Raw genomic sequence first — 13,781 nt, 5'->3', positions numbered from 1 at the left:
GCATCAAAAGCGGCGATGCGCTCAGCGCCGAGTTCGCGTGCCGCTTGATCGAGGCGTTCAGGATTGCGCCCGGTGAGAATGACGTTGGCCCCCTCGACGCGAGCTCGCCGTGCGGTCTCCAGTCCAATGCCGGCGCTGCCGCCGATAATTACGACCGTCTGGCTCACCAGTTCTGGCTCGCGGCGGGGGAACGCAGTTGTGGTTGCAGGGTCCATGGGGTCCTCGTGTGAGCTCTGTGGCGGCCTCGAGGAAGAACACGCCAGCGGTCGTTATGGCCTTCCATGACAAACACGGCCGGGCAGCCCCCGAATTCACTCCGGCTCGCGGAGCGTCTGAGCGCGCGTTTTTTCGTAGGGATAGAAAGGCTCCTTTCGACCCGCTTGCCATGCTGCCCTGAGTTCCGGCGTCGTGATGTCCCAGTCCGTCCGGCATTTCATGCTCACCGCCCGCATGTCCTGCCGAAGTTCTTCCATCGTGGGTCGGCCGAAAAACCAGTACCCATTGTAGACCTTGTGGATGATGAGGCCAGGCTCCAGCACGATGACGTTAGGGATCATGGGGTTGTGGGTGGGATCCGTGTACTCGGCGATATCGAGGTCCTTCTGGACGACCCGCCGCGGGTCCGAAAGAAAAGGCCAGTGGGCGCCGACGCCCGTACGATACTCGTTGGTTTCCAGGATATTGTCCGTGGTGATGGTGACGAGCCGGCAATAGCCCACTTCCATTTCGCGGTGGAGTTGGACAAGCCCTTCGGCCTGCCGGCGGTCCTTGGGACAGTAGCCGCCCCTGCCGAGTACGAGGACCATCGGGTCCTCTCCCTGCAGCCCGGAAAGTGTTCGCCGTGTGCCCGTGTGATCTGAGAGCTCGTAGTCTGGGAAAGCCGACCCCGGAACGATGTCGGACCGCATGTGAAGCCTCCGTGATTACAAGTCTTTGACTGAGCCGGCCGTCTGACTTGGCGGAAGGACAAAAACATGGGAGCGGCTGTGAATCCACATACGATGGTGTGACCAATACCATTGGATTGGTAACCACCGCAGCATAGGATTTTCGCCGCTGCCAACCGGCACACAAAGCGCAGATGCGTCCTGCGATGCGGAAATGATCATGGGCCTCTATCGTGAAGAGATCACCGGTCAAACGCTGGAAAATTTCGCTTACGAGATCTGCTTGCGGGTTGGGGGCAAGGTTCTTCGACAGGCTTTTGATCGCCCGGGTCTTGGCCCGGCCCGGCAGGCCCTCGATCAGCACATTGCCATTGGCAAGTAATGCGATGACCAGGCGTTCGACCAGCCGCTCCTGTCCGATGATATCCCTGTTGACGCGTGCCAGGAGATCCGGGATTGCGTCTCGGACCGCCGACCCGTTGCCCGTTTCCATGGCAAGTCCACCTGTTCGAAGCAGGCATTGTCTTGCACGGGTGCGTCAAGTCGGCATTGTTATGGTTACACCTCGCGCACCACGCAACGGAAGCCGACATGGCTTGTCGAGGTGTCGACCGGTTCGGCATGTCGCGCCGCCGGGCGGTAGCGCCGGCAATAACTGGGCGCGCACAGATGCGAGCCGCCCTTGAGCACGCGCCTCGGGATACGAATGGCCGGCTGGCTGGGATCGTAGCTGGCGGTTTCTGCTCCCCCCCGTGGATTGAGCGGCACGCAGCAGGCCTTGGCCGCGTCGGCGGGATGGCACGAGGACCAGAAATCCCCGGTCCATTCCCAGACATTGCCGATCATGTCGTAGAGGCCATAGCCATTGGCCAGGAAGGATTTCACGGGCGAGGTGCGCGCCCAGCCATCGGCCCGGCTGTTCTTGACCGGAAAATCGCCATGCCAGGTGTTGGCCATGAACTGCCCGCCGGGCATGAATTCATCGCCCCAGGCGAACTCCGTATTTTCGAGACCGCCTCGAGCCGCGAATTCCCATTCGGCCTCAGTGGGCAGGGACTTGCTGGCCCATTCGGCATAGGCGAGCGCGTCGCAATAGGCCACATGCACGACGGGGTGATCATCGAGGTTGCGCAAGGAAGATTTCGGGCCATAGGGCTGACGCCAATTGGCGCCGAACTCGAAGCTCCACCATTGCGACCAGTCACGCAGGTTCTTCACCCGGGGCGGCGAAGTGAACACCAGCGAGCCGGCCCGCAGCATATGCGGGAGCGCACCCGGATAGTCCTTCGGATCAGGCGGAATCTCCGCGAAGGTCTTGTAGCCCGTCGCTGCAACGAAGGCCGCGAATTGCCGGTTGGTGACCGGCGTCGCGTCGATCCAGAAGCTGTCGACGCTGACGCGGTGGCTCGGGGCTTCCTCCGGATAGTGCTTGTCCGAGCCCATGCGAAAGCTCCCGCCCGGCACATGAATCATGCCCTCGGGAACCACCCTCGCCTCTGCTCCCACCTCGACCACAACCGACCTCGCAATTCCCTTACTTCGAATGGGGTATATGATTTTGACCAAGATATCATGCTCGGTTGCCATCTGCAGTTGCCGGTATTGGCACCAGGCCGTCGATCCGATCCGCCACCTGATCGGAACCGCGCTGGGCTGGGGTGGCAATCCCGACAAGGACGCGACCTATCTCGACGTCACGCCTGCCGAGAATGATGGCACGACAGTCTACAGGCTCAAGGACGTGCCAGTCGACGGTTTCTGGTCGATCAGCCTCTACAATGCCCAGGGTTATTACGAAAAGAACCAATACGACGCGTACTCGGTCAACAACATCACCGCGAAGAAGAGCAGTGATGGCTCGATCGATATCCAGTTCGGAGGTTGTGATGGCAAGATCCAGAATTGTCTGCCGATCATGAAGGGCTGGAACTATACGGTTCGCCTCTATCGCCCGAAGCCCGCGATTCTAGACGGCAAATGGACGTTCCCCGCTCCTGAGCTCGCGCACTAAAGCGTTTTGCGATTTGACGGAATCGGCAAGAATCGCAAAGACGCGTCGAAACAAAGAGTTAGAGCAAAATGCGTTCGGGCAGGAGCAGGCCTACAAGTTAGCTCGTTGGTATCAAACGTATTTTGCGATTCTTGATGATTCGATCTGAAGGTAAAACGCGCTAGCCGATGCTTCAGGGTGTGAGGGGTCACAATGCTCGCCGACCGAGCCTATTTCATGTGCCCGCTAGGCTGGGAAATCGGCGCTGACGATGGTGGTGTCCAGGTCCCCGATCAGCTCCAGCTCTATCGTCAGAGACAGGAGCTGGCCGCTCGCGGAGAGCCTGGAATGGATCCACGCCGCTTCGACCTCGGGCACATATCGCTCGATCAGTGTCTCCACCATCAGGGCGACTTCGCCATGGGAGAGGCCGTGACGCGAACGCGGGCGGCCGTGGATCAGTTCAAGAGCGGCAAATCCTCTCTCGGGATCTTCGGCATTCATTCCCTGGCAGGAGAGGAGCAGGGTCGAGAGGACGTCAGCAGCGCTGGCGAGAACGGCGTGCGAGCGGGGTTCGCCGCTCCTGTCGAACGTGCCCATGGATACGCACAACACCTTTCCGATCCCCTCTCGCAGGGTAAGCGGTGCCGGCGCAGGCTCAATTAGCATTTTTGGCTATTGTCAGTACCTAAACCGGGTCAATGATCACCGGGTCTCGCCTCTCTGTTTGCCCGGCTTGGATGCCTGCACCCAGCCGGGCACGTCGCTCCCATCACCCCAACGCGGCCTTCAGCGCGGCGCGCAGGGCGCCGGCGTCATCCTCCGGCACCAGGGTCAGGCCTGGCTGCGGGGCGAGGCCGCAGGCGGGGGTGGCGATCACGGGGATGCCGGCGGCGATCGCGGCCAGGAGGGCGCGGGGCTGGTGCTCGACCAAGGCGGGCAGCACCACGGCGGCAATCTCGGCGGGGGTCTCGCCGGCTGGCAGCAGGCGCACCGGCAGGTTGCCCCAGAAGGCCGGGCAATCGCGCGCATGGCCCTTGACGGCAAGATCGATGTCGAGGCCCTGGATCGCCTCCCGCAGCGCGTGTGCGCCTTTGCGGCCGAGGGCGGATGCGGGAAAGAGCACGGTGCGGCCGCCCTTCCTGGCGGACAGGGGCTTTGCCGGCGCCCAGTCGAGCAGGGTGGTGCGGCGGGGATCGAGGGCCGCAATGGCGGCGTGCGGCGTGAACAGGAGGTCGGCGGCCTTCAGCGCGGCGGCCTCGGCGGCGACGATGGCGTCGGAGGCGCGGAAATCCGCGAGCGTCGGGCTTTCGGGATGGTGGCGCACGGCGGCATCGAGCCGGTCCTGCAGCACGGTGAGCGGCAGGCGCTCCATCAGCACATCGAAGCTGCGGCCCTGGAGCACGCCGGCGCGCCACAGATGCGGCAGCAGGTTCTGGGCGACCATCAGGTGGATGTGGGTGTGCGGGAGCCTGGCGGCATAGGCGGCGGCAAGGCGTTCATCGGCCGCCATCGTCTTCAGTTGCAGGCTGCCGCCCGAGGCGCCGCGCAGGTCGAGCGAACGGCGGAGGGTGGCGACCGGCGCGCTCTTTTCCGTGTCGACGAGGCCGGTGGGCCAGGCATAGCGCGCCGAGCCGGGCAGGCGAGCGGGGCGCAGCAGGGCGTCTTCCTTGCGTGCCGTCGCCTTGAAGAGAGCAGTGAATTCCGGCCAACCCGCATCCACCAGCCAGGCCGTGGGCAGGCCGGCGTGGAGGGCGCGGTCGGGATTGTTGCGGTGGCAGTCCTGCCGGCCGCAGCTCGTGCAGTCATGCGCCTCAAGGCCCGGCAAAGCGGGAGCTTCCTGCAGCATGGCCGAGCCCGCCGGTCCGAAGCCGCGGAAGGCGACCTCGAGCTGGTCGCGGCTCATGCGCGCCTCGATGCGAAAGGCGTAAGGGCTGCGGAAGCGGAAATCGACATAGTTCCAGAACACCGTGGCGTCACGCCCGAGCTGGGCACGCGAACCCGGCACCACGCGGCTGTGGGCGTGGCGCTCGACGATCTCGAAACCCGCCTGCAATGCCGCCTCGTAGAGCGCGTTGGAGAGCTGGCAGAGCCCGCCGCCGACGCTGGAGATCAGGCAGCCTTCACGCAGCTCCCGCCCCGGCACGAAACCGCGGCCGCGGCTGGCCCGGCCGACCTGCTTCCAGAAACTGACGATTTCGCCCGCCGGCACCTCGATGCCGTCGAGGCCCTTCAGGGCGTGGCGCAGGTTCTGCACCTTGCCGGCGGTGAGCTGGCGATCCTTGGTGCCAGTGAAATTGCTCCACAACGGCGAGGCGACCCGAGCCAGCACCGGCGCCTGCGCCAGAAGCACCGCGCGACGATGCCTGGTGACGCGCTCCGCCGCGAAGGCCTCGCGGGCAAGGCGCAAGGCGCGGAGGACGGCAGCCTTGGCCTCGAAGAGGAGGCTGTCGGTTCGGCTGGGCACGCTGCGCTGGGGGATGGCAACCATGGCTGAGTCTCGCTCGCTCCACACTTGCAGGCAGGTTAAGCGAGCGTTAACGGAGCCGCTGTGCGCGGATACACGGGGAGATTCCGTGATAGCGGACATTTCGGCCCATAAGCGCTAACTTTGCAGCCGAAGGGCGGAATCCTAGCCCGTCATTGCGAGCGGAGCGAAGCAATCCAGGGGCAGTAGACACCGCCCTTTGACCCCTGGATTGCTTCGCTCCGCTCGCAATGACGGTGTTTCCTTCGCCTTCATCGACCAAAGTCAGCACCCACGGGCATCTCCGCCTGCCTCTGGAAACCGGGGCTGGCGACACCGGCCTTCTCCCTGGGGCTGCGGCGCCTCGTGGGTCGGCTTGCGGCGGCTGACAATGGTTGCAGCCATGCCCGATAGCGGGTAATGCTTGCGCCAGCATCGGGGAGCTCGAACGGGTCAGCGGCACCACCGCCTCAGCGGTGCGTTTCGATAGTAGGCCCTCGGTGATTGACACAAATTACAGACGACGCCGGCGTAAGGTCAGGTACGCAGCGGAGTATTTCCTCCTGCGCGGCCTGATCGGCCTGCTGCATTTGCTTCCGCTGGATTTTGGCTCTTGGCTCATGGGCACGCTCTGGCGCCTGATCGCACCGCGATTGCGTCGCCATGAGCGCGCGATACGCCACCTCGCAACGGCCTATCCTGCCAAGGGTGCAGCCGAGATCGAAGCGATGGCCCGCGCGATGTGGATGCAACTGGGCCGAACCTTCGCCGAAAGCCTGATGGTCGAACGCATCATCAGGGCCAAGCGAATCGAGAATAAGAGCGGTCCCTTGTTGGAAGCCATGAAAGCGAGCGGCAAGGGTGTGGTCTTCGTCTCGCTTCACACAGGCAATTGGGAACTGGTGGTGCTGCCCACGGTCGACAGCGGCATCAAGGTCGCGGGAGTCTATCAGCGGCTGAAGAACCCGAGGGTCGACGACTATGTCTCCCTGGTGCGCCGCGACCGCTATCCGCGGGGCCTCTTCGTGAAGGGCGCCGACATCGGGCGCAAGCTGATGCGCATCGTGCGCGAGGGCGGCGCCATCGCCCTGCTGGCGGACCTGCGCGACCGCGGCGGCCTGTCGGTGCCTTTCTTCGATCGCCCGGCCCCCTCGACCACCTTCCCGGCCCTGCTCGCCAGAAGCAACGACGCCTCGCTCGTCGCCGCGCGCGTCATACGCAAGCAAGGCGTGCGCTTTCTTATCGAAGCGGAAGAGATCGAGATTCCCCATACCGGCGACCGCGATGCCGATGTGGCCGAGGCCACCTGCAGCATCCATCGCCTGTTCGAAAAATGGGTGCGGGAATATCCCGAGCAATGGATGTGGGCGCACAGGCGCTGGGGCTAGGCGTATCGGCTGTCCGACGGGATGTGTCGCCGTTAGGGAGAGGGGCGTCGCGCCCGAGAATGCCAACTTTTGCGGGTGGAAGCGGAATTCCAGTCCGTCATTGCTTCGCTTTGCTCGCAATGACAGCGTTTCTGCCGCCTCTCCAGAACCACGGCCTGAGACGCTACCATCGCCGCTCTCTGCTCACCGATGAAATTTTTCTGCCATTCTTGCGCGGATTTGGGCTCGTGTGGCAAATAAATCACCTTTTGGTCACGATTGTCGTGCTAGTAAATCGATATCTGAGCGCCGCCCTATTGCCCCGCCAGTTTTTGATTTTCGCATTTCTGAGATTACGATGTCCCGTCCCCTTGCTGGTCCGGCCTCGGATCCTGCTATGAAGCAGGGTCCCCAACCGCCTTTTGCCGAATTCGTCCTGGTGATCGCCCTCATGATGGGGCTGATCTCGCTGTCGATCGACAATCTCCTGCCTGCCTTCGAAGCCATCCGCTCCGATTTCGGCATCGCCGATGCCAACCGCATGCAGCTCATCCTCACATCCTATATGGGCGGCTTCGCCGTCATGCAGCTGGTGTGGGGTCCGGTCTCCGACGCCATCGGCCGCCGCACGGTGCTGATGCTCGGCCTCGTCATCTACACGGCCGGTGCGCTGCTCGCGATCTTCGCCCATAATTTCGAGACGCTGCTCGTCGCACGCGCCATCCAGGGCCTCGGCGGCGCGGCGGCGCGCGTGCTCTCCATCGCCATTATCCGCGACCGCTATACCGGCCGTGATATGGCGCGCGTGATGTCGCTCACCATGATGATCTTCATCGTGGTGCCGGTGATCGCCCCGGCCACGGGCAGCGCCTTCCTGGTGCTGGGCAGCTGGCGCTACATCTTCATGAGCATGCTGGCCCTGGTGCTGGTGGTGGTGTTCTGGTTCGGCCTGCGCATGCCGGAGACGCTGCATCCCGAATATCGCCGGCGGCTGTCCTTCTCCAACGTCGCCTCGGGCATCAGGCGCGTGGCCACCACCCGCCCCTCGATCGCCAACACATTGGCGATGGGCCTCGCCATGGGCTGCCTGATGACCTATCTCGGCCAGGCGCAGCAGATCTTCGAGACCGACATCTACCGCCTCGGCCACTACTTCCCGCTGGCCTTCGCCCTGATCGCCATGTGCATGGGCACGGCTTCCTTTGCCAATTCACGCCTGGTGAAGCGGCTCGGCATGATCACGCTGTCGCGCTTCGGCATGGTCGGCTTCTGGATGATGGCGCTGGTGCTGCTCGGCCTGGCGCTGGTCTACAACGGCCGGCCGCCGCTGCTCTACTTCGGCCTGGCCATGGGGGTTGCGCATTTCCTGCTCAGCCTCACCATGCCGAACTTCAACACGCTGGCCATGGAGCCGGTGGGCGACATCGCCGGCACTGCCTCCTCGTTCATCGGCTGCGTCACAACGCTGATGGGCGCGGTGCTCGGCGCCGTGATCGGCGAGGCCTATGACGGCACCATCGTGCCGCTGGCCTGCGGCTATCTCGGCCTGTCGAGCCTGTGCATCCTGGTGCTTGTCTGGTCCAGCCGCGGCGTGGCGTCTGTGCCTGCGCCCGCGGGTGGCGGCGCCGCCGTGATGGTGCCGGGGGAGTAGGGCGGGTCTCTGTTGTTCAAATCACGTCATCGGCGTATTTGGTCTTGAACAAATCCGCCAATGACGTATGATTCGACATGAAAATCCTCCGTACATCTCGCTACGAGCGTGACCTCAAGCGATTGAAGGCATCAGCGGCAGATGTTGCCGCGCTCGAACAGGCTATCGCCGACAACCCCCAAGGTCGGCGATGTCGTCCCTGGTCTTGGTGGCATTCGGAAAATCAGATTCGCCCTCCGCAACAAAGGCAAGCGCGGCGGCGGACGGGCGATCTACTTTCTGATGATTGCAGACGATCTGGCTGTGATGCTCTTCGCTTATGCCAAGTCGGAGAAGGAGGATATGACGAGCGATGAGCGCAAGCTGGCTCTCGCCTTGATGAAGGAGATCACGGATGGCCAAGACTGAGACGGAATTTGGCGCGGCCCTCATCGAGAGCTTGAAGGAGGTGGCTGCCTGGAAGAGGGGAGAAATCGCCCTTCCAGTGCGCAAGGTCTCCTCCATGACGGCGGAGCGGGTCAAGGCGATCCGCAAGGCCGTCTCCAAGTCTCCCAGGGATTTTGCGGAACGCTTCGGTATTCCGGCACGGACCCTCGAGGGCTGGGAGCAGGGGCGTCGCCATCCGGATCCGGCGGCAAGCGCCCTCTTGCGAGTGATCGAGAAGAATCCCAAGGCAGTGGAAGAAGCCCTGGCCGATCCTGCCTCCGTGGCGATACCGGGCGAGTAAGGCGCTGTCTATCCATCGCCAAAGTCGCGCGCTCGCGAGTCCGGACAGTGTACCGTTTCGCAAGGGGCCAGAAGCTACAATCTACGGGCCTCTGGACCAATCCGGCAGGACCTTCGCCATCGCCACACCGGGGGCGGTGGGTTGAGTCAAGGCTACCTTCGCCGCTTGAATCTGCTGCATTACGGCTTCGGCATTGGGAATGACTTCGAACTGCGGCGATTCGGGTGGCGCTGGCTCATTGTCGTTGGGAGTATAAGTTGGCTGGCCAGGCTCGTTCTTATCGTTGCTGTTTTTGCCACTACTGAGCAGGGACAGCAGGTCGATCGAAAAATTCCCAAACCTGACCCGGTCGAGACCAAACCAGAAATTGGCCGCGCCAGGGCCGAAAGTGATGGTGCCATAGCGATTCTTCTCAAGGCTCAGGGACATTTCGGGTAGCGAAACGAGATCGAGGGACCGGAGATCTCGCGAAAAGAGGCCACTGCTGATCAGGACCCGGCGTGAGGTCAGCCCATAGATCGTATTCCGCCTCGCATAGGTATCCACCACAAAGCGGCCTGCCAAGAGATAGATGCCTAGAGCAATCAGGCCTGCAAGAAGAAGGAGGTTGAGCAGCGGCAAGGAGGCGAGCGGCCGGTTCCATGCCGATCTCAGCCCGAACCAAATACATATTAGGTGGACGGGAACGTAGAGCCAGTCCTGCTGACGCCAAATCAGGCCCTGCTTCGGACTGTCACGCCAGAGCCATTGCTCATCATCGTCGAGGGCCGTCAGGCCGTCGGGCGGCGCTGTCGGCGAGACAAATGCCATGCGGGTCGTTCCATCTGCGAGGTCTGCTCATAGGGCGTGGCGTCTCTAGGCTCGTCAAGAGAGACCGGCTCGGCTATCGCAACTTCTCCCTCACCTTTTTGCGCCATGATGGCGGGATGACCGCTGCCCCACCTGTCCTCGTCGCTGCCCCCAACCTTGCCGCCGCCAAGGCGCGATGGCTCGCCTATCTTGCCGTCGAGCGGCGCATGAGCCCGAAGACGGTGGAGGCCTATGACCGTGACGTCACCGCCTTCCTGCGCTTCCTCACCAGCCATTTCGGCGAGCCGCCTGATCTCGACGACATCGCGAGCCTGGCGCCGCGCGATGTCCGTGCCTTCCTGGCCGCCCGCCGCAGCGACGGGCTGAAGCCGCGCTCGCTGATGCGGGCGCTTGCCGCCGCCCGCGCCTTCGCCCGTTTCCTGGAGCGCGAGGGCCATGGCGCCAGCGCGGCGCTCTCGGCCGTGCGTGGTCCGAAGCTGCCGCAGAGCCTGCCCAAGCCCCTGTCGCCGGAAGCCGCGCGCAAGGTGGCCGATGCCGACACCCGCAGCGGCGAGGCGCGCGAGCCCTGGATCCTCGCCCGCGACGCCGCCGTGCTGGCGCTGTGCTACGGGGCGGGCTTGCGCATCTCCGAGGCGCTCGGCCTCCTGCGCAAGGATGCGCCGCTGGCCGGGTGCGACAGCCTCACGGTCATCGGCAAGGGCCAGAAGATGCGCTCCGTGCCGGTGATCGCCCCCGTGGCACGAGCGGTGGAGGATTATCTCAAGCTCGTGCCCTACAAGATGGGGCCGGACGAGCCGCTCTTCGTCGGCGCGCGGGGCGGCCCGCTGTCGCCGCGCATCATCCAGCTTGCCATGCAGCATCTGCGCGGCGCCCTCGGCCTGCCCGACAGCGCCACCCCGCATGCGCTACGCCACTCCTTCGCGACGCATCTGCTCGGCCGGGGCGGGGATCTGCGCTCAATCCAGGAACTGCTCGGCCATGCCAGCCTGTCGACCACGCAGATCTACACGAAGGTCGATGCGAGCGAGTTGATGCGGGTATACCAGGCCGCGCATCCGAGGGCTCGGTAACTGGGAGCGCGGACTTCCAGTCCGCCTCTTGAACCTCGCCGTGAAAGGTCCGGCCTCAACCTGCTTCGCCGGTGGTTCAAGGGTGGACAGGATGTCCGCGCTCCCAGCTACAAGGCCGCTTCCACCATGATCTCGACATCCAGCCCCGGCCCCGCCAGCTTCGCTTCCACCGTCGCGCGGGCCGGAGCTTGGCCGGGCACCACCCAGGCGTCCCAGGCTTCGTTCATCTGAGCCCAGGTACCGATGTCGGTGAGCCAGATATTGGCCTTGATCACCTTGGTCTTGTCGCTGCCGGCTTCCTTCAGCGTCTCGTCGATCTGGGCGAGGATGTCCTCAGTCTGCTCCTTCACCGACTTGCCAACGCTGGTTTCGGCGATATAGCCGGAGAGGTAGATCTTGTCGCCATGGATGACGGCATCGCTCATGCGGTTGCCGGCGCCGATGCGTTTCAGGCTCATGGATGGCTCCTCTGGTGTGCCGGTCTTCAGACCGGCATGGAAACAGGACGATTACGATAGAGGTCGCGGGATCGGCACCCCGTAATGGTCACTCCGCCCTTAAGGGCCGCGAGAGCAGGCGGTCGATGGCCTGGTCGATGCTGGCCTTGCCGGCCACGAGGTCGGCCACGGCGGCGGCGATCGGCATGTCCACGCCCTTGTCGCCAGCCATGCTGGCGAGGATCGGGGCCGTCCACACGCCCTCGGCGAGGCCGACGTCGCGGATCGCGGCGTCGATGCCGATGCCCTTGCCGAGCTCCTCGCCGAAGCGGCGGTTGCGCGAGCGCGAGGAGGTGCCGGTGAGGATGAGGTCGCCTAGGCCCGACAGGCCCGCCAGCGTCTCGGCGCGGGCACCGAAGGCGAGGCCGAAGCGCGTGAGCTCGGCAAAGCTGCGGGCAAGCAAGGCGGCCACGGTGCTTTCGCCGAAGCCGCGCCCGGCCGCGACACCGGCCGCGATGGCCAGCACATTCTTGGCCGAGCCGCCGATCTCGACGCCGCGCAAATCGGTCGAATGGTAGAGCCGGAAGGCAGGCGAGCCGATGGCTTTTGCCAGGCGCTGGCCCAGCGCGGCATCGGCACAGGCGAGGGTGAGCGCCGTCGGGTAGGCCTTGGCGATATCCGCGGCAAAGCCTGGCCCAGAGAGCACCGCGGGCGGGCAGGCGGGCAGGGTCTCGCGGGCGATGTCGGAGACGAAGTCGCCGCTGGCCCGCTCGATGCCCTTGGCGGCGAGGATCACCGGGGTGCCTGCCTTCACCAGCGGGGCAAGCTGCAGGCAGACCTCGCGCAGGGCCTGCGTCGGCACAGCCAGGATCAGCGCCTCGCTTGCCGCGGCTTCGGCGAGGTCGGCGGTGGGTTGGATGGTCGCAGGCAGCGCCAGGCCCGGAAGCTTCGGCGTTCCCCGCGCCGCGTCCATCTCGGCCATCGCCGCAACATCGCGACCCCAGAGCTGGGCCTTGCGGCCGGCGCGCGCGGCAGCGCAGGCGAGGGCGGTGCCGAAGGCGCCCGCGCCGATGACGCCGACGATCTTCACGCTTTGGCTCCCTTGCCGACCCCTTCCCGGCCGGGGCCGCCCTTGCCGGAGCCGGGCGCATTGGGATCGAGCGGCCAGCGCGCCCGCGGGCTGGTGTCGAGCCCGTCGGTGATGCCGGCCGCGAGCCGCTCGGCGCCCGCCCAGGCGATCATGGCGCCGTTGTCGGTGCATAAGGCCGGCGGCGGCATGACGATGCGCAGGCCTGCCTCGGCGCCGAGGCGCTGCAGCCCGCGGCGGATGGCGAGGTTGGCGGCGACGCCCCCCGCGATCACCAGGGCGGTCGGTGCGGTACCGGCCACATCGCGAAAGCGCCGCAGGCCGACGCGCGTGCGGTCCACCACCATGTCGACCACCGCCGCCTGGAAGGAGGCGCAGATGTCCCGGATGTCCTTGGCGGCGAGGGGGGCCAGGCGCTCGGCTTCCAGCCGCACCGCCGTCTTCAGGCCGGAGAGGGAGAAGTTCGGCTCGGGCCGGCCCTGCATGGGACGAGGGAAGGCGAAGCGGGCGGCATCGCCGCTCATCGCCTGCGCCTCCACCGCCGGCCCGCCGGGATAGCCGAGGCCGAGCATCTTGGAGACCTTGTCGAAGGCCTCCCCGATGGCGTCGTCGATGGTGGTGCCCAGGCGCACATAATCGTCGAGGCCGCGCACGGCGACGAGCTGGGTGTGGCCGCCGGAGGCGAGCAGCAGCAGATAAGGGAAGGCGACCTGGTCGGTGAGGCGCGGCGTCAGCGCGTGCGCCTCCAGGTGGTTGACGGCGATCAGCGGCTTGTTCAGCGCCAGCGCCAGAGCCTTGGCCGTGGTGAGGCCGACGATGACGCCGCCGATCAGGCCCGGCCCGGCCGCGGCGGCGATAGCGTCGAGATGGTCGAAGCGCACATCGGCTTCCTCCATCGCCTGCTCGATGATGTGGTCGATCACCTCGGCATGGGCGCGCGCGGCGATCTCGGGCACCACACCGCCATAGGCGGCATGCTCGGCGATCTGCGACAGCACGACATTGGAGAGGATCTGCCCCTCGCCGTCCTGGTTGCGCAACACGATGGCGGCGGCCGTTTCATCGCAGGTGGTTTCGATGCCGAGAACAAGCATGGGGAAGGCGGTACCGTAGGTAAGGGGTTGGTCTCCTATAGCACGATATGGGGTGGGGGATAGGGGCACAGGGCAGGGTTGCGTGGGATAGGGGCCTGGGCGAGATGACACGGTTGAGAACAGAACGCGACGAGTGTGCCCCCTCGCCCCGTTCTTACGGGGAGAGGATAGAGGTGAGCGACTATCTGAGCTGT

At 65.0% G+C, this 13,781-nt stretch carries 14 protein-coding genes and 2 pseudogenes; 6 read left to right on the top strand and 10 right to left on the bottom strand.

The window, feature by feature from the left end; all coding sequences use genetic code 11:
* From QQL24_RS20280 to QQL24_RS20265, 4 genes and pseudogenes are all read right to left on the bottom strand, one after another.
* A partial coding sequence (locus QQL24_RS20280) for an SDR family NAD(P)-dependent oxidoreductase (RefSeq protein WP_284314118.1) occupies positions 1-215 on the bottom strand: 215 nt, incomplete at its 3' end.
* Between the two features lie 96 nt (positions 216-311).
* Positions 312-908 (bottom strand): redoxin domain-containing protein, encoded by a 597-nt coding sequence (locus QQL24_RS20275; protein ID WP_284314117.1) that lies wholly within the window; start codon positions 906-908, stop codon positions 312-314.
* A 277-nt stretch (positions 909-1,185) separates the two neighbouring features.
* Positions 1,186-1,380, bottom strand: a pseudogene (locus tag QQL24_RS20270) (AAA family ATPase); the annotation flags it as partial.
* A 65-nt stretch (positions 1,381-1,445) separates the two neighbouring features.
* Positions 1,446-2,402 (bottom strand): formylglycine-generating enzyme family protein, encoded by a 957-nt coding sequence (locus QQL24_RS20265; RefSeq protein WP_488803363.1) that lies wholly within the window; start codon positions 2,400-2,402, stop codon positions 1,446-1,448.
* Between the two features lie 100 nt (positions 2,403-2,502).
* On the opposite strand from QQL24_RS20265, the pseudogene QQL24_RS20260 reads away from it, so the two are divergent.
* Positions 2,503-2,898, top strand: a pseudogene (locus QQL24_RS20260) (DUF1214 domain-containing protein); the annotation flags it as partial.
* A gap of 225 nt (positions 2,899-3,123) precedes the next feature.
* On the opposite strand, the gene QQL24_RS20255 reads toward QQL24_RS20260, so the two are convergent.
* Together QQL24_RS20255 and QQL24_RS20250 are read right to left on the bottom strand one after the other, a co-directional pair.
* Positions 3,124-3,477 carry a hypothetical protein gene (locus QQL24_RS20255; RefSeq protein ID WP_284314116.1) on the bottom strand — a complete coding sequence of 118 codons (354 nt, stop codon included), beginning with the start codon at positions 3,475-3,477 and terminating at the stop codon, positions 3,124-3,126.
* Between the two features lie 172 nt (positions 3,478-3,649).
* Positions 3,650-5,368 carry a VanW family protein gene (locus QQL24_RS20250; protein ID WP_284314115.1) on the bottom strand — a complete coding sequence of 573 codons (1,719 nt, stop codon included), beginning with the start codon at positions 5,366-5,368 and terminating at the stop codon, positions 3,650-3,652.
* 452 nt (positions 5,369-5,820) lie between these two features.
* On the opposite strand from QQL24_RS20250, the gene QQL24_RS20245 reads away from it, so the two are divergent.
* The 4 genes from QQL24_RS20245 (at position 5,821) to QQL24_RS20230 (ending at position 9,089) form a co-directional block, all read left to right on the top strand.
* Positions 5,821-6,732: a lysophospholipid acyltransferase family protein gene (locus QQL24_RS20245; protein ID WP_348536473.1), complete on the top strand. Its 912-nt coding sequence runs from the start codon at positions 5,821-5,823 to the stop codon at positions 6,730-6,732.
* 376 nt (positions 6,733-7,108) lie between these two features.
* The gene (locus QQL24_RS20240) at positions 7,109-8,362 is read left to right on the top strand and encodes a multidrug effflux MFS transporter (RefSeq protein WP_284314113.1); all 1,254 of its coding nucleotides are present in this window, start codon (positions 7,109-7,111) and stop codon (positions 8,360-8,362) included.
* Between the two features lie 141 nt (positions 8,363-8,503).
* On the top strand, positions 8,504-8,770 hold the full coding sequence (locus QQL24_RS20235; RefSeq protein WP_284314112.1) for a type II toxin-antitoxin system RelE/ParE family toxin: 267 nt from the start codon (positions 8,504-8,506) through the stop codon (positions 8,768-8,770).
* Complete coding sequence (locus tag QQL24_RS20230; protein WP_284314111.1) at positions 8,757-9,089, top strand: helix-turn-helix domain-containing protein; 333 nt, start codon at positions 8,757-8,759, stop codon at positions 9,087-9,089. Before QQL24_RS20235 ends, QQL24_RS20230 begins: the two co-directional genes overlap by 14 nt.
* A gap of 81 nt (positions 9,090-9,170) precedes the next feature.
* On the opposite strand, the gene QQL24_RS20225 is transcribed toward QQL24_RS20230, so the two are convergent.
* Positions 9,171-9,899 carry a hypothetical protein gene (locus tag QQL24_RS20225; protein ID WP_284314110.1) on the bottom strand — a complete coding sequence of 243 codons (729 nt, stop codon included), beginning with the start codon at positions 9,897-9,899 and terminating at the stop codon, positions 9,171-9,173.
* A gap of 116 nt (positions 9,900-10,015) precedes the next feature.
* On the opposite strand from QQL24_RS20225, the gene QQL24_RS20220 reads away from it, so the two are divergent.
* On the top strand, positions 10,016-10,969 hold the full coding sequence (locus QQL24_RS20220; RefSeq protein WP_284314109.1) for a tyrosine recombinase XerC: 954 nt from the start codon (positions 10,016-10,018) through the stop codon (positions 10,967-10,969).
* A 107-nt stretch (positions 10,970-11,076) separates the two neighbouring features.
* Here the strand turns inward: QQL24_RS20220 and QQL24_RS20215 are convergent, their stop codons facing one another.
* The 3 genes from QQL24_RS20215 to tsaD form a co-directional block, all read right to left on the bottom strand.
* A complete protein-coding gene (locus tag QQL24_RS20215) occupies positions 11,077-11,427 on the bottom strand; it encodes a RidA family protein (protein ID WP_284314108.1) in 351 nt (116 codons plus the stop codon).
* An 88-nt stretch (positions 11,428-11,515) separates the two neighbouring features.
* Positions 11,516-12,496, bottom strand: coding sequence for an NAD(P)H-dependent glycerol-3-phosphate dehydrogenase (locus QQL24_RS20210; protein WP_284314107.1), 981 nt, complete (start codon positions 12,494-12,496; stop codon positions 11,516-11,518).
* Positions 12,493-13,587, bottom strand: coding sequence for a tRNA (adenosine(37)-N6)-threonylcarbamoyltransferase complex transferase subunit TsaD (tsaD, locus tag QQL24_RS20205; RefSeq protein WP_284314106.1), 1,095 nt, complete (start codon positions 13,585-13,587; stop codon positions 12,493-12,495). Before tsaD ends, QQL24_RS20210 begins: the two co-directional genes overlap by 4 nt.
* Positions 13,588-13,781 lie beyond the last annotated feature (194 nt).

The sequence above is a fragment of the Labrys miyagiensis genome (assembly GCF_030160835.1).
GTDB classification, from domain to species: Bacteria; Pseudomonadota; Alphaproteobacteria; order Rhizobiales; family Labraceae; genus Labrys; species Labrys miyagiensis.
Note: the sequence above shows the minus strand (reverse complement) of the source record. Positions and strands in the feature narration are given on the sequence as shown.

Bases quoted from the DNA above. Each gene is read 5' to 3' on its own strand.
- tsaD (WP_284314106.1), bottom strand. From the start codon at position 13,587: ATGCTTGTTCTCGGCATCGAAACCACCTGCGATGAAACGGCCGCCGCC.
- QQL24_RS20230 (WP_284314111.1), top strand. From the start codon at position 8,757: ATGGCCAAGACTGAGACGGAATTTGGCGCGGCCCTCATCGAGAGCTTG.
- QQL24_RS20235 (WP_284314112.1), top strand. From the start codon at position 8,504: ATGTTGCCGCGCTCGAACAGGCTATCGCCGACAACCCCCAAGGTCGGC.
- QQL24_RS20240 (WP_284314113.1), top strand. From the start codon at position 7,109: ATGAAGCAGGGTCCCCAACCGCCTTTTGCCGAATTCGTCCTGGTGATC.
- QQL24_RS20225 (WP_284314110.1), bottom strand. From the start codon at position 9,899: ATGGCATTTGTCTCGCCGACAGCGCCGCCCGACGGCCTGACGGCCCTC.
- QQL24_RS20220 (WP_284314109.1), top strand. From the start codon at position 10,016: ATGACCGCTGCCCCACCTGTCCTCGTCGCTGCCCCCAACCTTGCCGCC.
- QQL24_RS20215 (WP_284314108.1), bottom strand. From the start codon at position 11,427: ATGAGCCTGAAACGCATCGGCGCCGGCAACCGCATGAGCGATGCCGTC.
- QQL24_RS20255 (WP_284314116.1), bottom strand. From the start codon at position 3,477: ATGGGCACGTTCGACAGGAGCGGCGAACCCCGCTCGCACGCCGTTCTC.
- QQL24_RS20250 (WP_284314115.1), bottom strand. From the start codon at position 5,368: ATGGTTGCCATCCCCCAGCGCAGCGTGCCCAGCCGAACCGACAGCCTC.
- QQL24_RS20275 (WP_284314117.1), bottom strand. From the start codon at position 908: ATGCGGTCCGACATCGTTCCGGGGTCGGCTTTCCCAGACTACGAGCTC.